Source organism: Mycobacterium sp. E1386, assembly GCF_001672745.1.
Taxonomy (GTDB): Bacteria; Actinomycetota; Actinomycetes; order Mycobacteriales; family Mycobacteriaceae; genus Mycobacterium.
Window position 1 is genome coordinate 19,175 of record NZ_LZKH01000078.1, and the last position, 16,343, is coordinate 35,517.

At 67.8% G+C, this 16,343-nt stretch carries 17 protein-coding genes; 11 read left to right on the forward strand and 6 right to left on the reverse strand.

Going from position 1 to position 16,343, the window contains the following annotated elements; all coding sequences use genetic code 11:
* Positions 1–116: 116 nt before the first annotated feature.
* A complete protein-coding gene (locus A5709_RS08380; RefSeq protein ID WP_068119371.1) occupies positions 117–698 on the forward strand; it encodes a TetR/AcrR family transcriptional regulator in 582 nt (193 codons plus the stop codon).
* Here A5709_RS08380 and A5709_RS08385 read toward each other — a convergent pair whose 3' ends face one another.
* Complete coding sequence (locus tag A5709_RS08385) at positions 699–1,283, reverse strand: TetR family transcriptional regulator (RefSeq protein ID WP_068119372.1); 585 nt, start codon at positions 1,281–1,283, stop codon at positions 699–701. It abuts the gene before it with no gap.
* 60 nt (positions 1,284–1,343) lie between these two features.
* On the opposite strand from A5709_RS08385, the gene A5709_RS08390 reads away from it, so the two are divergent.
* The 3 genes from A5709_RS08390 (at position 1,344) to A5709_RS08400 (ending at position 4,755) form a co-directional block, all read left to right on the forward strand.
* Positions 1,344–2,432, forward strand: coding sequence for a DUF1214 domain-containing protein (locus A5709_RS08390; protein ID WP_068119375.1), 1,089 nt, complete (start codon positions 1,344–1,346; stop codon positions 2,430–2,432).
* Positions 2,429–3,601, forward strand: a complete 1,173-nt coding sequence (locus tag A5709_RS08395) for a sulfotransferase (protein ID WP_067945072.1) — start codon at positions 2,429–2,431, stop codon at positions 3,599–3,601. Before A5709_RS08390 ends, A5709_RS08395 begins: the two co-directional genes overlap by 4 nt.
* Before the next feature lie 77 nt (positions 3,602–3,678).
* Positions 3,679–4,755 (forward strand): DUF190 domain-containing protein, encoded by a 1,077-nt coding sequence (locus A5709_RS08400; protein WP_067945070.1) that lies wholly within the window; start codon positions 3,679–3,681, stop codon positions 4,753–4,755.
* Positions 4,756–4,811: 56 nt separating this feature from the next.
* On the opposite strand, the gene A5709_RS08405 is transcribed toward A5709_RS08400, so the two are convergent.
* The 3 genes from A5709_RS08405 to A5709_RS08415 form a co-directional block, all read right to left on the reverse strand.
* A complete protein-coding gene (locus tag A5709_RS08405; RefSeq protein WP_067945067.1) occupies positions 4,812–5,705 on the reverse strand; it encodes a fructose bisphosphate aldolase in 894 nt (297 codons plus the stop codon).
* 115 nt (positions 5,706–5,820) lie between these two features.
* The gene (locus A5709_RS08410; protein WP_082953253.1) at positions 5,821–6,399 is read right to left on the reverse strand and encodes a cytochrome b; all 579 of its coding nucleotides are present in this window, start codon (positions 6,397–6,399) and stop codon (positions 5,821–5,823) included.
* Entirely contained in the window at positions 6,396–7,511 is a 1,116-nt protein-coding gene (locus A5709_RS08415) for a catalase family peroxidase (protein WP_369827287.1), read from the reverse strand. The genes A5709_RS08410 and A5709_RS08415 overlap by 4 nt, the downstream gene beginning before the upstream one ends.
* A 359-nt stretch (positions 7,512–7,870) precedes the next feature.
* On the opposite strand from A5709_RS08415, the gene A5709_RS08420 reads away from it, so the two are divergent.
* The 7 genes from A5709_RS08420 to A5709_RS08450 all read left to right on the forward strand — a co-directional run bounded on the left by A5709_RS08420 (position 7,871) and on the right by A5709_RS08450 (position 14,363).
* The gene (locus A5709_RS08420) at positions 7,871–8,248 is read left to right on the forward strand and encodes an STAS domain-containing protein (RefSeq protein ID WP_067945065.1); all 378 of its coding nucleotides are present in this window, start codon (positions 7,871–7,873) and stop codon (positions 8,246–8,248) included.
* Between the two features lie 59 nt (positions 8,249–8,307).
* A complete protein-coding gene (locus A5709_RS08425; RefSeq protein ID WP_082953252.1) occupies positions 8,308–8,748 on the forward strand; it encodes an ATP-binding protein in 441 nt (146 codons plus the stop codon).
* A gap of 86 nt (positions 8,749–8,834) precedes the next feature.
* Positions 8,835–9,455: a TetR/AcrR family transcriptional regulator gene (locus A5709_RS08430; RefSeq protein ID WP_067945062.1), complete on the forward strand. Its 621-nt coding sequence runs from the start codon at positions 8,835–8,837 to the stop codon at positions 9,453–9,455.
* A 110-nt stretch (positions 9,456–9,565) separates the two neighbouring features.
* Positions 9,566–10,702: a phosphotransferase gene (locus tag A5709_RS08435; RefSeq protein ID WP_068119378.1), complete on the forward strand. Its 1,137-nt coding sequence runs from the start codon at positions 9,566–9,568 to the stop codon at positions 10,700–10,702.
* Positions 10,703–10,818: 116 nt separating this feature from the next.
* On the forward strand, positions 10,819–12,579 hold the full coding sequence (locus A5709_RS08440) for an amidohydrolase family protein (RefSeq protein ID WP_068119380.1): 1,761 nt from the start codon (positions 10,819–10,821) through the stop codon (positions 12,577–12,579).
* A 10-nt stretch (positions 12,580–12,589) separates the two neighbouring features.
* Positions 12,590–13,933: an SRPBCC family protein gene (locus A5709_RS08445; RefSeq protein WP_067945056.1), complete on the forward strand. Its 1,344-nt coding sequence runs from the start codon at positions 12,590–12,592 to the stop codon at positions 13,931–13,933.
* Between the two features lie 148 nt (positions 13,934–14,081).
* On the forward strand, positions 14,082–14,363 hold the full coding sequence (locus A5709_RS08450; RefSeq protein ID WP_156673170.1) for a hypothetical protein: 282 nt from the start codon (positions 14,082–14,084) through the stop codon (positions 14,361–14,363).
* 5 nt (positions 14,364–14,368) lie between these two features.
* Here the strand turns inward: A5709_RS08450 and A5709_RS08455 are convergent, their stop codons facing one another.
* Positions 14,369–15,031: a response regulator transcription factor gene (locus A5709_RS08455; RefSeq protein WP_067945105.1), complete on the reverse strand. Its 663-nt coding sequence runs from the start codon at positions 15,029–15,031 to the stop codon at positions 14,369–14,371.
* On the reverse strand, positions 15,031–16,248 hold the full coding sequence (locus A5709_RS08460; RefSeq protein ID WP_067945054.1) for a sensor histidine kinase: 1,218 nt from the start codon (positions 16,246–16,248) through the stop codon (positions 15,031–15,033). The genes A5709_RS08455 and A5709_RS08460 overlap by 1 nt, the downstream gene beginning before the upstream one ends.
* Positions 16,249–16,343 lie beyond the last annotated feature (95 nt).

A 16,343-nucleotide genomic window follows, 5' to 3' on the forward strand; every position in this document is an offset into this window, starting at 1 on the left:
GGCCGCACCGACTGATCCTTCCGGGACTTACAAGACGGACCGTCTCGTCTTGTGGCAGACTACCGGGGGTAGTCAGGCTATGTAAAGCGGGCCACCGCGGCAGTGAGGATCACCATATGCCAAGCGATCTCACCCAGGTGGGCACGCCGAGGCGGCGCAGCGAGAAGTCGCGCACGGCGATCGTCACCGCCACGCGCGAGCTGCTTCTCGAGCGCGGCTTCGACGGTCTGACCATCGAGGCCGTCGCCGCCAGGGCCGGGGTGGGCAAGCAGACCATCTACCGGTGGTGGCCCAGCCGCCCGGCGCTGGTCGCCGACGTCATGCTCGAGGACGCCGATCAGTTGCTGGCGTCGGTGTCCCATACCGGCGACCTGGCCGCCGACCTGGTGGGCTGGGTGGGCAGGCTGGTGACCAGCCTGACGACCGCCCGCGGCTCCGCGATGTTGCGGACCCTGACCGTCGCCTGCATGGAACACGAGGACACCGCCGTCAGACTGCGTGCCGGATTCAGCGCGCCGCTGCACGAGAGCGTGCGGGCCCGGCTGCTCGCCGACGGGTGCGCCGCCGCCCTGGCCGAATCGGCCGCGGACGCGATCGTCGGCGGCGTGGTGTACCCGATCCTTTCCGGCGCCCAGCACTACTCGCGGCGCCGAGCCGAGCGCACGACGCGGCTCATCGTGGAAGCCCTCAATGGCTGATCACCCGATCGTGATCGCTCTTAGCCCCTGACTCACGCGGTCCGGAAGAGAGCCCCCGTGGCTGAGCCAGTCATCGAGGGCGATCCGCACGGTGGCCATCGCCGCCGCGCCGATCAACCGGGGTCTTGGGTCCTGCGGGGCAAGTCGCGTCAGCCGCGGCGCGATCAGGTCGGCGATCGCACGCTCGTACCGCACGTAGATGTGCAGTGTCCACGCGTCCAGTGTGTCGGAAGACCTTGTCAGGATCGCCAATTCGCGAACCTGGCCCTCGATGTCGGCGAACCCGTCGGCGAGCTCCGAGAAGGCGCCGATCACCGCATCGGTGGCGCTCAGGCGCTCGGGCTGGGCCGCCAGGGCGGCGGTGATCCGGTCGAGCCAATGGACCGTCATGCCCTCGGCGACGGCGTCTTCCTTCGAGTTGAAGTAGCGGAAGAAGGTCGCCCGCCCGATGTCGGCCTCGTCGGCGACGCGGTCCACCGTCGTGCCCGCCAAACCGCGGTCGGCGACCAGCTGAGCGGCGGCGGCGGCAATGCGCTGACGCATCGCCATCCGTTTCCGTTCGGCCAGCGAGGCCGTCGCAGCCATTCCCCACCTTTTCCCGTGAATCAACCCCAAAATTGTAAGACATAGTCTTAGCATGAGACGATGTCTCACGAGGCGGATTCGTCCAGTCAGCGGGCGCGCGCCGCTTGGCAGTTCGTCCAGCAGATGCTTGCTGACGTCACCAAGGTCGTGACCGAGGACGCCGAGTCCGAGCGGGAACTGCTCGAAGGGCTCCGGCTGATCGCCCGCGTCGCTTCCCTGTGCGCGCAGATGTCGGTCGAGTCGGATGCCGAGCGGCCCTCATTCTTCGATATGTGTTCGGACAACCGCATGGTCGGCGGTCCCAACCCCGATGGCAACTACTACCTGGCGATGATTCGTGGGGACCGGAGCTACCGGATCACCGGATCCCGGGGCACCAGCGCCTACCTCGGGCTGCAAATCCTGGCCGGGACGGGGCTGACGCCGCGCCGCATGGCGGCATACGTCAGCGACGTCGACTTGGCCCTTGACGCAGGCGAATTCGCGCTCGTGCTGTCCGCGGACGAACCGGACGATCTCGCCGGTGCGCAATGGGTGAAGATTCCCGAGGACGCCTCGTCGGTGGTGGTGCGGGAGTACATCGGTGATCGCGCGCGTGAAGAGCTGGCCACGCTGCGGATCGAGGCGTTGAACCCCCGCCCACTCGCGCCGCTGACGGACGGCGAGCTCGCCGACCAGTTCACCGCGATGGCGTGGTCATTGATGAAGCTCGCGACGCTGCACCGCACCATCAAGCCGGAACTGCTCGACTTGCCGAACACGTTGCTGACCGCCGAGGCCGCCAACCTCGGCGCCGCCGACACCACCCCGGACAACCTGTACATGATCGGGACCTACCGGCTCGAACCGGACGAGGCCCTGGTCCTCGACATCGCTCCCCCCGACACCCGCTATTGGAACGTCACGCTGGAAAGCATCTGGCACGAGTGCCTGGAACCGCGTGCACGGCACAGCTCGGTGACGAACCGCGGCGTCGCACCCGATGGGGACGGCCGGGTGCGAATCGCGATCTCCGCGAAGGACTTCGCAGTGGGCCACTGGCTCGACACCGGTGGCCGCCACCGCGGCTTCGTCGTCCTGCGCTGGCTGGACAACCCAAGCCCTCCCGACGTGGCAGTGGCGGTGCGCCGATGTGAGGAGCCGGTATGACACTGAAGGACCGATTCGCCCCCGAACGGCTGATCGCCACCGCCTGCGAGGAAGTCGGAAGCGACGACTTCGGCGCCGAGGGGTGGCGGCCAGGCCTGCACCGCCTGACCGACGGGCTGATCAACGACGCGCGGCTGTCGGACATCGGTGTGGAAATCGCCTACCTCGACATCATGCGGGCCCTCAAGAATCGCCTGGGCGTGATCGCCTGGCGCAAGCAGCATCCCGAGGTCGCGACGAAACCGGTTGCGGCACCGATATTCATCGTCGGTCAGCCGCGCACCGGGACCACGATCCTCTACGACCTGCTCGCCCAGGACCCTGCGCTGCGCGCCCCGTTGACCTGGGAGGTCGACGAGCCCTGCCCCGTTCCGCAGCCGGAGACCTATCACGACGATCCGCGCATCGCGCAGGCGCAGGCCGCCATCGAGATGTCCGAGCAGATCATGCCGGGGTTTCTGGCCTTTCATCCGATGGGCGCCCTCGTCGGCCAGGAGTGCGTGCGCATCACGGCCGCAGAGTTCGTCAGCATGATCTTTTCGGTGCAATACCGCCTGCCCGGTTACTACCGCTGGCTGCTCTACGAGGCCGACCACACGGGCGCCTACCGATTTCACCGAATCTTCCTGCAGCACTTGCAATCCGGCGTTCCCGGGCAGTGGTTGCTGAAGTCCCCGGCGCATTTGTGGCAGCTCGACACGCTGCTGGGCGAATACCCTGACGCGTTGATCGTGCAGACCCATCGCGACCCGCTCAACGTCATCTCGTCGATCGCCGCACTGACCCACCACCTGCGCCGGATGTGCAGCGACGAGTCCAGCATCGCCGAGTGCGCGGCCCAGTCCTACGAGGAGATCGTCGTCGGGCTGGAGCGCGAGATGGCCCTGCGCGACTGCGGGGCGGTGCCGGCGGACCGCGTGATCGACGTGCAGTACGCCGACTTCATCAACGACCCGTGGACCACGATCAAAGACATCTACCAGCGGCTCGACCGCGAGCTGCGACCCGACGCCGAGCAGAAGATGCGCGAGTTCCTTGCCGCCCACCCCGGGGACGGCGGGCGCGGCCGCTACACCTGGTCGGACACCGGCCTGCAGGCCGACGAGGTCCGCGAGCGGGTGCGCGCCTACCAGGACCGCTACGCGGTGCCGACCGAAACCCTGCGGTGAGCCGAACAGCGTCGAACACCGTTGCGGCGCTTGAGGTCCCAACCTAGTAGGATCGCCGCAAAGCGACTGGAGCGGACATGGACGAAGACTGCCTGAAGCTCACCACCTACCTGGCCGAGCGGCGGCGGACCGACGAGGGCTTCGTGTCCGATGTGCTGCTCGATCTCTATGCCCGGCAACGCATCGCCTGTGGCGTGGTGTTGCGGGGCATCGGAGGCTTCGGTTCCGGGCGCCACTTGAGAACCGACGAGTCGCTGACATTGTCCGAGGACCCACCCGTCGCGATCGTCGCTGTCGATACCAGGACGAAGATCGAGGCCCTGCTCGACCCGGTGCTCGCCATCAAGCAGCGGGGCCTGGTCACCTTGGAGCGGGCGCGGCTGCTACGCGACGACGGGGCGCTGCGGCTTCCCGGCGAATTGCGGGAAGCCGTCAAGCTGACCGTCTACGTCGGCCGCAAGGAGCGCGTCAACGGCGCCCCCGCCTACGTCGCGATCTGCGATGTGCTGCACCGGCGCCGGATAGCCGGGGCATCGGTGCTGCTGGGCGTCGACGGCGTCACCGATGGGCAGCGGCACCGTGCGCGCTTCTTCGGGCGCAACGCCAACGTCCCGATGATGATCGTCGCGGTCGGATCCGGCGAGCGCATCGGCGAGGTGTTGCCGGAGCTGATGGGGCTGCTTCGGCAACCCATGGTCACGCTCGAGCGGATCCGCGTGTGCAAACGCGACGGCGAACTTCTGGAACGGCCGCACGCGCTCCCGGGGGTCGACGAACGGGGTCTACCACTGTTCCAAAAGTTGACGGTCTACACGTCCGAGTCGGCCCTACGCGACGGGGTGCCGATTCACCGCGCGATCGTGCAGCGGCTTCGTCAACGAAACGCGCCCGACGGCGCGACGGTGGTGCGGGGCATCTGGGGCTACCACGGTGATCATCGACCGCACGGGGACAAGTTCCTCTCGCTACGCCGACGCGTCCCGGTGGTGACCATCGTCGTCGACACCCCGGCCAACATCGCCGAATCCTTTGACGTGATCGACGAATTGACTCGCGACGACGGGCTGGTGACGAGCGAGATGGTGCCCGCCGTGGTGTCGGACGAACGTGACGCCGGCGACGGCCCGCCCCGGATGGCCGACCACCGCTACTAGCGGCGATCGCGAGCGCGGCGAAGCCGGGCGAACGCGGGTCGCCGCCATCGGTGGGCTCAGCCGGCGACCGACGCGTCGTAGATCGATTGGATCGCCTTGTCCAGCGTGGCGTTGAACTGCTCGTCGGACTGGTCGACGGTGAGCCCTTCGGTCAGCGCGCGGCTAAAGCTGGCGATCAGCCCGTGGTTCTTCGCCAGCAGCTCGTTGGCCTCCTCGCGCGAGTAGCCGCCGGAAAGGGCGACCACTCGCATCACCTTCGGGTGGTCGATCAGGGGGCGGTAGAAGTTGGCCTCGGTCGGCAGGCTCAGCTTGAGCATCACGCGCTGCCCGTCGGGCACGTTCTCGAGTTGCTTGGTGATCTCGTCACGCAGGATGCGCTCGGCGTCGGCCTTGTCCGCGATCGAGATGGTGACCTCGGGCTCGATGATGGGCACCAGACCGTGCGAGAGCACCTGGTGGGCGAGCTCGAACTGCTGGGCGACGACGGCGGCGATGCCCTTGGCGTTGGCGCCGCCGATCACCGACCGTTCCTTGGTACCGAAGACACCCTTGCTCACGGCGCGCTGCAGGAGCTCGTCCAGTCCCGGGATCGGCTTCATCAGCTGCACGTCGTCTGACGCCTCGGCCAGGCCCTTGTCGATCTTGAGGATGGGCACCACGCCCTTGGTCTCCCACAGATAGGTGGTGGACGGGGTGCCCTCGATCTCGCGGTCCATGGTCTGCTCGAACAGGATCGCGGCCAGGACCCGGTCCCCTGTGAACGCCGGGGAGGTGATGATCCGCGAGCGCATCTGATGGATGAGGTCGAACATCTCCTCTTCGGAGGAATACGCGTCGTCCTGGATGCCGTAGAGCCGCAGCGCCTTGGGCGTCGAGCCGCCGCTCTGGTCGAGCGCGGCGATGAACCCCTTGCCCGACGTCATCCGCTCCGCTTGCTTCTCGTTCGGCATGGAAGTTCCCCACTCCTTCGTGGTCGGCATATGGTCACGGCGCCCGCGGTGCCCAGCACCCTGCGCTAATCGTGCCGATCATATTCGGCCGATCGCAGCCCGGGGAGGCAGGTCGTTACAGCTCGGCTTGCTCTGGCCGCGCCGGGGCGGGCCTGGCGCGCCACAGCGCCATGCGGTCAAGCAGCCCGTCGCGCAGCACGAGCGTGTGAAAGAGCACCGCGCACATGTGGGCGGTGAACGTCAGAAACAGCAGTAATGCCAGAGCGCCGTGGCACTCGCGCAGCACCGCGAACACGTCGATGCTGTGCGGCGCGATGCCGGGCAGCCGCAGCGGCCCCACCAGCGTGACCGGGAACCGCGCCGCCGACAACATGGCCCACCCGGTGAGGGGCTGCACCAGCAGCAGGGCATAGAGCAGGTATTCCGACCACGTCGCGATGCGCCGTTCGGCGCGACTCATCGTGGCCAGAAACGGTGGGGGCCGGTGCCTGAGCCGATTCGCCAGCCGCACCACGGCGAACGCCAGGATCAGCACGCCCAGCGGCCGATGGATGGCCAGCAGCAGCGGGTAGTAGCTCAGCGCCGCGACCATGGTGACGCCGATGAGCAGTTGCGCGATGACCATGGGCGCCATCAGCCAGTGCAGCAGGCGGGACGGGAGCGCGAACCGTGCCGCGGCGGCCCCGGCCGTCACCGGAGCACCCGGGAAACGTCGACCGCGCTGGGCGTCTTGGGTTCCTCCGCGCGGCGGGTGAACGAGCGGGCGTAGACGGCCGACCTCGCGGCCAGCAGCGGGTCGTCGGAGGCGGTGATGCCGTCCGGCAGCACCAGCGGGTCGAAGTTGATGTCGCGGGCGTTGCCGGGCACCTCGGTCTGCACCGCCGTGACGGTGATGGTGCCGGCGTCGATGGTGCGGCGCGATCGCGGCCAGGGTTTCGTGGCGTCGTGGGTCGGATCACCGGGTTCGCCGACGGTGAGCACCAGGCGCCAATTCAGTGGTCGCTGCGCAAGCGCGCGAATGAGGTCGTCGAACAGGTAGTCCTTGCCGGCCGGTGACGCCGGCGCGGCCGGCGCTTGCTGCGGAACGGCGGCCCAGCGCACCGGAACGGTCGCCCCGGCGCCGTTGGTGAAATGAAACGCGTTCAGGCCGTGGAACGCGCTGTCGGCGAACCCCGCGCTCGGCGGGGCCTGCTTGATGACCTTCATCGCCGCGACCGTCTCGGGATGACGATCGAGGAAGGCGGCCATCTTCTCCGGGTCGGCCTTGCCCGTCGCCGCCACGGGTTTGGACGCGAGCAACCGGTCGTAGAAGCCCTGCGGCGTGCTGTCCGGGAAGACGGGGATGTTGACCATCGCGGTGCGCCATTGCTGGCCATCGGGGCCCTGGAAGAGCAAGCCCAGTCCGCGCACCGTGGTCGGCGCGTCCGCCTGATCCGGAAGGCCACCCGACAGCGAGAACCGGCCGATCACCGGCACGGTTCCCGGCCGGAAGACCGCGGCCCGGCAGATCGCCGCCGCCGCCCCGGTGCTCGTAAATGTTCCGACCGCGCTGAGCCCCTTGGCGTGATTCCGGCGAAAACCGTCGTGGCGCCCGTAGACGTTTTCGAAGCGGTCGGCGAACCGGGGCGGTGTCAGAGCGCCGGGTCGCAGCCAACCGCCTGCGTAGGCGAAGCCACCGACATCGACCGCGGCGATGCCGGCCACCGCCCCCATGCCCAGCAGTGCGCGCCGGCGTGTCACCGCGTCGGGACGGGCGCCGGCCGGCTCGAGGTCGTCTGGCTCCCCACCGCGATCACCGGGCTCCACGCCGACCGTCCTTCCGCGTTTGGGCAGGCCAGTGGGCCCGAGCTGGACACGAATCCGGTACAGGCAATTCACGCATGGGCCAATGCCATGCGCAACTTCTGCGGGAGGCGTCGCACACACTCACAGGACGGCGCGCCGACGCGATTCGTTCACTCGTTTTGGGTGTCGTTCCCCGCGTGTCATACCATCGAATAAACAATCTGCGGCTGCATCTGTAGCTAGAGCGCGAATCAACGGAGTGTGTCTCCTCCGAAGGGCAAGCGCTTTCCGTGGGGTTGAACAAGCAGCCCCCGGTGTTGGCAGTGGCTGTTTTAAGAGCTAACGGTGTCCCACCAGGGACCGAATGTGAGTGATAGACCATGGGCGAATTTACTGGTGATCCAATCGATCCGACCGCTTTCTCAGTGGGAAAACAGCAGGTAGATCAGGCGGTCGTGCTGACCGTCTCGGGTGAAGTGGACATGCTCAGCTCGCCGCATCTGGCCGAGGCCATCCAGACCGCGCTGGCGACCAAACCCGCCGCGCTGATCGTTGACCTGTCGAAAGTGGACTTCTTGGCGTCAGCCGGGATGACCGTTCTGGTGACCGCGCAGGCGGAGACCGAGCCGCCGACACAATTCGCGGTCGTCGCCAACGGCTCGGCGACGAGCAGACCGATCAAACTGATGGGAATCGACAGCGTGCTCGCGCTCTACAGCTCGCTAGACGACGCACTGAGCGGCATTGCTGGTGGGTGAACCTCGAGATGGGGGCACAACTGGGAACGATGGGGCGCTCTGATCCTCAACCGCATGACGTGTCGAATATCGATGACCGATCCCGCTTCGCGCGGAATCGCGTCGCCGCTGACCCGCGCAGCGCTGCTCGCGCCCGAGCCGAGTTCGGGATCTGGCTCGAAACGCATTTCACGCTCAGTTCCGACCGGTTCAGCGACGTCCTGCTGGCGGTGAACGAAGCCATCGCCAACGCCGCGGAATTCGCCTATTGCGAGGCTTCCCGGCGCGGGACGCTGGACGTGAGCGCGGCCTATGACCGGCAGTCCGACACCTTGTCCGTCACTGTCGACGATCGCGGCCGTTGGCGTCAGCAACTTCCGGCCCATTACCAGCAGCAACGCCGCGGACGCGGCATCCCGTTGATGGAGACACTCGCCGACGACGTGGCCATCGACCGCACCCCGCGCGGCACCCGCGTCACCTTGACCTGGACCGATCTGACGCAACGCCGGAACGCTTGACCCCGCGGTCCCCGACTTGCATCCGATGTGCTTGGTCCGCAATGGAATTCGTTGTCATGGGGAACTGACCCCGTAACATCTGCGCCATGGAACCGAGTCGCCGGTGGGGCGACGACCGCGCGATCCTCGATGACGAGGAGGCCCGCAGGCGCATCCTGGATGCCGTGGGCCGCTGCATCGCGCGGCGCGGCAACACTCAGTTCCGGATGGGTGAGGTGGCCGACGAGGCGGGCGTGTCGCGATCCACGGTCTACCGGTATTTCCCCGGCCGCGACGACGTCTTGCTGGCCCTGATCCTGAAACGGGTCGACCATGCGCTCGGCGAATTGGTCCGCTCGCTGGCCGCCCCCGACGATCCAGTGCGGTCGGTGCCCGAGATGGTGCTGGCCCGCGTCGAGTCGGTGGACGGCGATCCACTGAATGAAGCGCTGTTCGCCGCCGAGAGCACGGCCGTGGCGACGGCGCTCCAGAAGGGTTCGGAGCCCATCGTGGAGACGCTGTTGCGGCACTACCAACCGCTGCTGGATCGCTGGAAGTCGGCCGGCCGTCTGCACGCCGATCTCGACCCACGGTCGGTTGTCCAATGGCTGCACACGGCGACCATGTTTCTCCTGGCGCCCTCTTGGCGGTACCGCCCGGTCGCCGACCAACGCGAGTTCGTCGACCAATTCGTGGTGCGCGCCCTGGTACCGGAGATCAGACAATAACGCCTTATTGTCTGATGCCCAGACGTTCGGGTATTTTTGTCTGACCCCGTGCCGCGATGTCCGAACGACTCGCGGTGCGGGTGACACGTCCGCACCAAGAAACGAAAAATATGAATAACCCCGTGACGCGGGCGATTTCGGCTGCCGGCTTGGCCGCTCACCTGGGCCGCGGCGTGGGCCGGGTCGCCACCGACGCGGTGGTCGGCGGCCGATTGGGGTTGCCCCGGCGAGTGCGGGACCTCGACGCTGCAGTGCTCTCCAAGGTGATGGGCACCGCCGTCAGGACGGTCCGCGTCCTGGACAGCGACGCGGGGACGTCGTCGCGGGCGCGGCTGGTGCTGACCGGAAAGAACGTCCCGGACTCGGTGTTCGTCAAGCTCGCGGCGAAGACGGCGGCCACCCGGTTGATGGGTGAATTGGGCCGGCTCGGACACACCGAGGTGCGGTTCTACCGCCAGCTCGCGCCGCAGGTGGTCGGGACCCCGTATGCCTATGGCACGGCGTTCGACCCGTGGACGGGGCGCTACCTGCTGGTGCTGGAGGACCTTCCCGCCGATTCGTGCGAGTTCCCCGACACCCTGCACCCGCTTTCGCCCGAGCAGGCCAGCCTGATCGTCGAGCTGCTCGCCGACCTGCACGCCACGTTCTGGAACCGACTCCCGCGCGACGGGCGCGGCCCGTTGGGCTGGCTCTACACGCCGTCCGGCGACGTCACCTCCCTGCTGACCGGATCGCTGATGCGCGCCTCGATCAAGCGCCTTGCCGAGCGCACCGAGATCCCCCTCGAAAGCGGCCGCTTCATCGCCGACAACTACCGGGCCGTCGCCACCCTCATCGACACTCCCCCACACGCCGTCATGCATGGCGATGCGCACCCGGGCAACATGTACTTCCACGGCGGTAAGGCCGGATTGCTGGATTGGCAGGCGGTGCGGCGCGGGCACCCGTCACGCGAACTGGCCTACACGCTGATCACCAGCCTGACGCCCGAAGACCGCCGGACGACCCAGCGCGAACTGCTCGACGACTACCGCCGCTCGCTCGCCGCGGCGGGTGGGCCCGAACTGGACCGCGACGAACTCTGGCTGCGCTTTCGCCAGGCCGCGCTGTACGCGTACGTCGCGCCGCTGATCACCGCGGGCCTGGGCGGCCTGCAGGCCGAAGAGGTTGCCATGGAAGGGCTGCGGCGCGGTGTAGAAGCGCTCGACGATCTGGAAACGGTCGCGGCGCTAAAGAGTTCGCTTTAGGGCAAGCGAGTTTCGCCGAACCTATTGCGGTGACCGCGCCAAGAGTTACGCTACTTCCAGTAGCGTAATGCTGCGGGTCTTTTGCGTCTTCAGCCGCTGGCGGCAAGGAGAGTCTCATGTTCGACCTGAAGATCGTTGGTGGCACCGTCGTCGACGGCACCGGCGCGGAGCGCTATCGCGCCGACGTCGGCATCAAGGACGGCAAGATCGTCGATGTGGTCCGCCGCGGCACCGATCAACCCGAAATGGGCGGTGAGGCCGCCGAAACCATCGATGCCACGGGCCTGGTGGTGGCCCCGGGCTTTGTCGACATCCACACCCACTACGACGGCCAGGTGAGTTGGGACAGCCTGCTCGAGCCGTCCAGCGGCCATGGCGTCACCACGATCGTGACCGGAAACTGCGGCGTCGGCTTCGCGCCGGTGCGCCCCGGCACCGAGAAGTGGCTGATCGAGTTGATGGAGGGCGTGGAGGACATTCCCGGCACAGCGCTCACCGAGGGCATCACCTGGGGCTGGGAAACCTATCCCGAATACCTGGACGCGATCGACAAGCACAAGTTCGCCGTCGACGTCGGCAGCCAGGTCGCCCACGGCGCCGTTCGCGCCTACGCGATGGGCGAGCGGGGGGCGCGCAACGAGCCGGCCACCCCAGAGGACATCGAGGCCATGGGCCGGCTGGTTCGGGAAGCGATCGAGGCCGGCGCGCTCGGATTTTCCACCTCCCGCACGATGGGGCACCGCGCGATGGACGGCGAACCGGTCCCCGGCACCTACGCCGCCGAGGACGAGCTGTTCGGCCTCGGGCGCGCCATGGCCACCGGCGGTCAGGCCGTCTTCGAGCTGGCACCGCAAGGCGCCGCGGGCGAGGACATCGTCGCCCCCAAGAAGGAACTGGACTGGATGCGCCGACTGAGCGCCGAGATCGACCGGCCGGTCTCCTTCGCTCTTATTCAAGTGGACGCCGACCCCAACCTGTGGCGCGAGATGCTCGACCTCTCCGCCGACGCGCACGCCGGCGGTGCCCGGCTGTACCCGCAGGTCGCGGCCCGGCCGTTCGGCATGATGATCGGATTCCAGGGCCATCACGGCTTCAGCCACCGGCCCACCTATCGCCGTCTGGCCGCCGAATGCAGCCGCGAGGAACTCGCGCGACGCCTGGCCGATCCCGCGGTCAAGGCCGCCATCCTGGCCGACGACGACCTGCCCGCCGACCCGACCCTGTTGTTCGACGGGATGTTCGCCCTGGTGCAGCACTCCCTGCACCGCCTCTACGCACTCGGCAACCCGCCCGACTACGAGCCCACCCCGGACCGTACCGTCGCGGCCATCGCGAAGGCGCGCGGCGAGGACCCGCTGTCCACCCTGTACGACCTCATGCTCGAGCAGGACGCAACCGCCATGCTGATGCTGCCGCTGTACAACTATGCCGACGGCAACTGCGACGCGATCCGGGAGATGCTGCTACACCCGGCCGGCGTGCTCGGTCTCTCCGACGGCGGCGCCCACTGCGGGATGATCTGTGACGCTTCGTATCCCACGTTCCTGCTCACGCACTGGGCGCGGGACCGGCGCCGCGGCGAAAAGCTGTCGCTGGAGTACGTGATCCGCAAGCAGGCCCGCGACACCGCCCACCTGTTCGGCCTCACCGATCGCGGCACCATCGAGCCGGGCAAGAAGGCCGACATCAACGTCATCGACATGGATGCCCTGACTCTGCATCCCGCGGCCATGGCCTTCGACCTGCCCGCCGGCGGCAACCGAATCCTGCAGGGGGCGAGCGGCTACGCGGCCACCATCGTCAGCGGGACCGTGACCCGGCGCCACGACGTCGACACCGGTGCGCGTCCCGGCCGCTTGGTGCGCGGAGCGCGTTAAGGCTGCACGCATGAACGCGTCCGCCGGCAATCCAACCCGCGCCCGCGACGAGGACGCCATCGGCACCCCGCCGGAAAGCCCGGCCCGGGTGCCCGCGCACCGGTATTACTCCCCCGCGTTCGCCGCTCTGGAGTTCGAGCGGATGTGGCCGAAGGTCTGGCAGCTGGCGTGCATGGTCGACCACGTCGCCGAGCCGGGTGATTATTTCGAATACCGTTGCGGCCCATACGGTGTGCTGATCGTACGCGGTGATGACGGGGCGCTGCGGGCCTTCCAGAACGCCTGCCGCCACCGTGGCAACTCCGTGTGCGTGGGATCGGGCTCGGGGCTGCGCGAGCTCAAGTGCGGCTATCACGGGTGGACCTGGGACCTGGCCGGCACGCTCAGGCGGGTGCCCAACCGCAAGGGCTTCGGGTCGCTGAAGATGTCCGACTTCCCGCTGGTGCCGGTCCGGGTGGACACCTGGGAGGGACTGGTTTTCGTCAATCCCGACCTCGACGCGATGCCGCTGCTCGAGTACCTCGAGGCGGTGCCCGACGACATCGCGTGGTGCCGGCTGAGCGACTTCCGCTGCTATGCCACGCTGACCGTGGAGGTCGACGCGAACTGGAAGACGATCGCCGACGGTTACAGCGAGACCTACCACATTCAGACGCTGCACCCGGAATTGCTGCGCTGCGTCGACGACATCCATGCGCCACAACAAATCTGGGGTCACACCGGAAAATCAGACCAGCCCTACGGGGTGCAGAGCCCACGCTTCGACGGCGCGCTGAGCGACGAAGAGGTTTGGGACGCTTACGTTTACACGCAGGGCGCGCTCATGGGGGCCGCCGAAGGCACCCCCTTCCCCGGACACCAAGCGGGTGAGACCGTGCAGGATCTGATCGCCGCACACACCCGGGCGTTCGCGGCCACCCGCGGGGTGGACCTCGACTGGGCGGACACGGACCGGATCACCCGCCTGCACCAGTACAACGTCTTCCCCAACATGACGCTGCTCGCCAACGCGGACCACCTGACAGTGATGTGCTCCCGGCCCGGACCTGACCCCGATCACGGCGAGCTGGTCATGTTCTTGATGACGCGGATGCCGCCCGGCGCCGCACGCGCCAAGCCGACCGATGTCCGGGTGACCGCCGGTGAGGCCGAGCCCGGCGTGGTGCTCACCCAGGACATCCAGGTGCTCGCGGGCCTGCAGCGCGGCATGCATCAGCCGGGTTTCACCCATCTGGTGCTGTCCAGCGAGGAACGGCGCGTGATCAACATGCACCGCAACCTTGAGCGTTATTTGGACCTACCCGCGTCGGAGCGAATGACCGGCGGCCCGACGGATCAACCGCCGCCAACATAATTCGTGTAGACACGCCGTAATCGGTCCGATGCGATTTAGAATCCGTTTCGTGATGACCCCGTCAAACCCGTGGGGGGACGACCGAGGGCAACTCGCGCATCAGCTACAGATGCGATATCAACCGCTCGCGCGAAGACGCGCGCGGCGAATGTGCCAGAACTTGGAGCGCGTCGGCGTCCGAGCCGCGCCCGACCGCGTGCGGGAGATGCTGGCGGGTGCGCCCCTGGCGGCTCACGAAGCGATGGACATCCATTTCGCGCTGATCGCGCTGCGGCTCGAGCGTGAAACACGCACCGCGCGGTACAAGCGGCTGAAGCGGCAGGGCACCCGCTCGCTGATGTTCGCCGGGTTGGTCCTCGTGGTGTTGAACTTCCTGATGTGCATGGCCTACGGCCTGCTGAACCTGGCCGAGCAGGGCGCGCCGCTCTAGATCCCTCAGCGCGGGACGACGATGCCGTTGTCGTAGGCGTAGACGATCGCCGCGGCGCGGTCGCGCAGGTCGAGTTTCCCGAAGATCCGGCCGATATGGCTTTTGACCGTGACGCCGGAGATGCAAAGTTGGTCGGCGATCTCGGCGTTGGAATGGCCCCGGCCTATCAAGGTCAGGACGTCGAGCTCGCGGGTGGTCAACTCCCCGATCGCGGTGCCACGCGGACCCGGGGCGGCTTTGCGGTACGTGGTGAGCACGCGAGCGGTGACCGCGGGATCCAGGTAGCTGTCGCCTTTGGCGACCGCACGCACCGCGCGGATCAGTTCCTCGGCAGACGAGTCCTTGAGCACGAAGCCGGCCGCCCCTGCGCGCAGCGCCTCGGACAGCAGCTCGTCCTCGTTGAATGTGGTCAGCGCCAGCACCGGCGGCGCGCCCCCGAGCCTGCGTGTCGCCTCGATGCCGTCGACCCGGCGCATGCGCAGATCCATCACCACCACGTCGGGCCGGTGCTCGGCCACCGCGGCAGGCACCTCGTCACCGTCGGAGCATTCCGCGACGATGACGAAACCGTCCTTGCGACGCAGGATCCGGCGCAGCCCGGAGCGCACCAGGTCCTGGTCGTCGACGAGCAGGACGCTGACCTCAGGGGTCTCCGGGGTATGTGGGATCACGCCTTGCACCACCACGGGTGCCAGCCGGTGTCACCTTCGTGCAGCGGTATGTCGGCGCGCACCGACCACCCGTCGTGGGTCGGGCCGGCATCGATGGCCCCGCCGAGCAGCTCGACGCGCTGGCGCATGCCGCGCAACCCGCGCCCCTCGGCGGAACGCGGGGCGGCGATCGCCACCGGTAACCGGTTGTCGACCGCGAGACTCGCCGACGCTACCGAGACACTCAGCGCCACTGTGGATTTCGAGTCCGGCGCGTGTTTGGCGATGTTCGTCAGCGATTCTTGGGTGATGCGGTACAGCGCGAGACCGACCGCCGGCGAGACGCGTTCGGCGGAACCCTCGACGCGCAGCGCGACGTCCAGGCCGGCGCGCTGAAAATCCGCGACGAGGACGCCGACGTCGTCGATGCCGGGTTCGGGGGTGGTCTGCGCGGGTTTCGTGGGCGAGCCGTCCAGCAGTCCGACGGTGCGCCGGATGTCGGCCATCGCCTGCCGGCCCAGGCGCTCGGCCTGCTCGAGCGCCTCGACCGCGTCGTCGACGTCACGGTCCTCCTGCAGTCCACGTCGCGCACCCGTCACGTGGAGCAAGGTGATGCTGAGCGAGTGGGCGATGACGTCGTGCACTTCGCGGGCGATGCGCCGGCGCTCGTCGGCGGCGGCGTGCTCGGCCAGCATCTTCTGCGCCTCGATCTGTTCGGCCAGCAGCAACCGTTGACTGCGCATCACGTAACCGAGCAGCCACCCGGCCCCGACGAAAGCCAGGTACAGCCCCACCGCGTCCAGGCGGTGCAGTCCAGAGGCGGCGAGCAGCAACGCCACCGCCGACGCGGCGGACAACAAGCCGACCGCTATGGAGCTCAATGTGGCAATAGACAACACCAGCAGCACCAGGAGAGCCGGGGCGAAATCGGCGTGAATCGGTGTCGACGTAGCGAACAGCATCATGGCGGTGGCGGTCATCCAGGTCGCCCACATCAAGACCGGGCTGAGCTTGGTGTTCAGGAAGAAGAACACCAGCGTCGGTGCGATCGACACGGCGAACGCGGCCAGTCCGACGGGGAGGTCGCCGGACGGGCGCTGCAGGATCGCGATCACCGCGCCGCCGATATGGCTGACATCGACGGCGATGAACGACGTCCAGGTGAGACCGACGGGAATGAGCTCGCCTCGCCGGCGAAGCTGTTCGCGCAAGTACCCCGTTGCGGTACGCAACATTGTCCAATCCTAAGAGAGCGCGCCGCCCGACCACATCATGCCGTGGGCGGCAATCGCCTCCGCCCGTGGTAGGAGGCGAAGACTGCACTTCGGCA

Coding starts and splice junctions, on each gene's coding strand:
- A5709_RS08420 (WP_067945065.1), top strand. CDS start 7,871: ATGGGCGAATTTACTGGTGATCCAATCGATCCGACCGCTTTCTCAGTG.
- A5709_RS08440 (WP_068119380.1), top strand. CDS start 10,819: ATGTTCGACCTGAAGATCGTTGGTGGCACCGTCGTCGACGGCACCGGC.
- A5709_RS08430 (WP_067945062.1), top strand. CDS start 8,835: ATGGAACCGAGTCGCCGGTGGGGCGACGACCGCGCGATCCTCGATGAC.
- A5709_RS08395 (WP_067945072.1), top strand. CDS start 2,429: ATGACACTGAAGGACCGATTCGCCCCCGAACGGCTGATCGCCACCGCC.
- A5709_RS08405 (WP_067945067.1), bottom strand. CDS start 5,705: ATGCCGAACGAGAAGCAAGCGGAGCGGATGACGTCGGGCAAGGGGTTC.
- A5709_RS08400 (WP_067945070.1), top strand. CDS start 3,679: ATGGACGAAGACTGCCTGAAGCTCACCACCTACCTGGCCGAGCGGCGG.
- A5709_RS08460 (WP_067945054.1), bottom strand. CDS start 16,248: ATGTTGCGTACCGCAACGGGGTACTTGCGCGAACAGCTTCGCCGGCGA.
- A5709_RS08385 (WP_068119372.1), bottom strand. CDS start 1,283: ATGGCTGCGACGGCCTCGCTGGCCGAACGGAAACGGATGGCGATGCGT.
- A5709_RS08435 (WP_068119378.1), top strand. CDS start 9,566: ATGAATAACCCCGTGACGCGGGCGATTTCGGCTGCCGGCTTGGCCGCT.
- A5709_RS08380 (WP_068119371.1), top strand. CDS start 117: ATGCCAAGCGATCTCACCCAGGTGGGCACGCCGAGGCGGCGCAGCGAG.
- A5709_RS08390 (WP_068119375.1), top strand. CDS start 1,344: ATGTCTCACGAGGCGGATTCGTCCAGTCAGCGGGCGCGCGCCGCTTGG.
- A5709_RS08445 (WP_067945056.1), top strand. CDS start 12,590: ATGAACGCGTCCGCCGGCAATCCAACCCGCGCCCGCGACGAGGACGCC.
- A5709_RS08450 (WP_156673170.1), top strand. CDS start 14,082: ATGTGCCAGAACTTGGAGCGCGTCGGCGTCCGAGCCGCGCCCGACCGC.